Source organism: Streptomyces morookaense, from assembly GCF_013030945.1.
Taxonomy (GTDB): domain Bacteria; phylum Actinomycetota; class Actinomycetes; order Streptomycetales; family Streptomycetaceae; genus Streptomyces; species Streptomyces morookaensis.
Map to the genome: position 1 here is coordinate 1 of NZ_JABBXF010000226.1, position 409 is coordinate 409.

A 409-nucleotide genomic window follows, 5' to 3' on the forward strand; every position below is an offset into this window, starting at 1 on the left:
TGTCGGCGAAGAGCGAGGCGGCGCTGCGGGCGCAGGCGGAGCGGCTGTTGTCCTTCGCGGACGCTGACGCGCCGCTGGCCGACGTCGCGTTCTCGCTGGCCACGACACGCTCGTCGATGGAACACCGGGCGGTCGTGGTGGGGGAGGACCGCGAGGAACTCCTGGCTGCCCTGCGTGCGCTGGCCGCCGGCTCCCCGTCCGCCCGCGTCGCCATGGGCGAGCCGGGTGTCGGAGGCAAGACCGGCTTCCTGTTCTCGGGGCAGGGGTCGCAGCGGCTCGGTATGGGGCGGGAGTTGTACGCGGCGTACCCGGTGTTTGCGGCTGCGTATGACGAGGTGTGTGCGCATCTGGACGCGCCGGTGGATGTGGACGCGGAGTCGTTGAATGAGACCGGGTGCACGCAGCCCGC

Annotated in this window: 1 protein-coding gene; it reads left to right on the forward strand. The window is 71.9% G+C overall.

Annotation, left to right across the window (positions count from 1 at the left end; genetic code table 11):
- Window positions 1-409: CurL C-terminal domain-containing protein (locus HG542_RS34280; protein WP_438816715.1), on the forward strand; the 409-nt coding region annotated here is incomplete at both ends.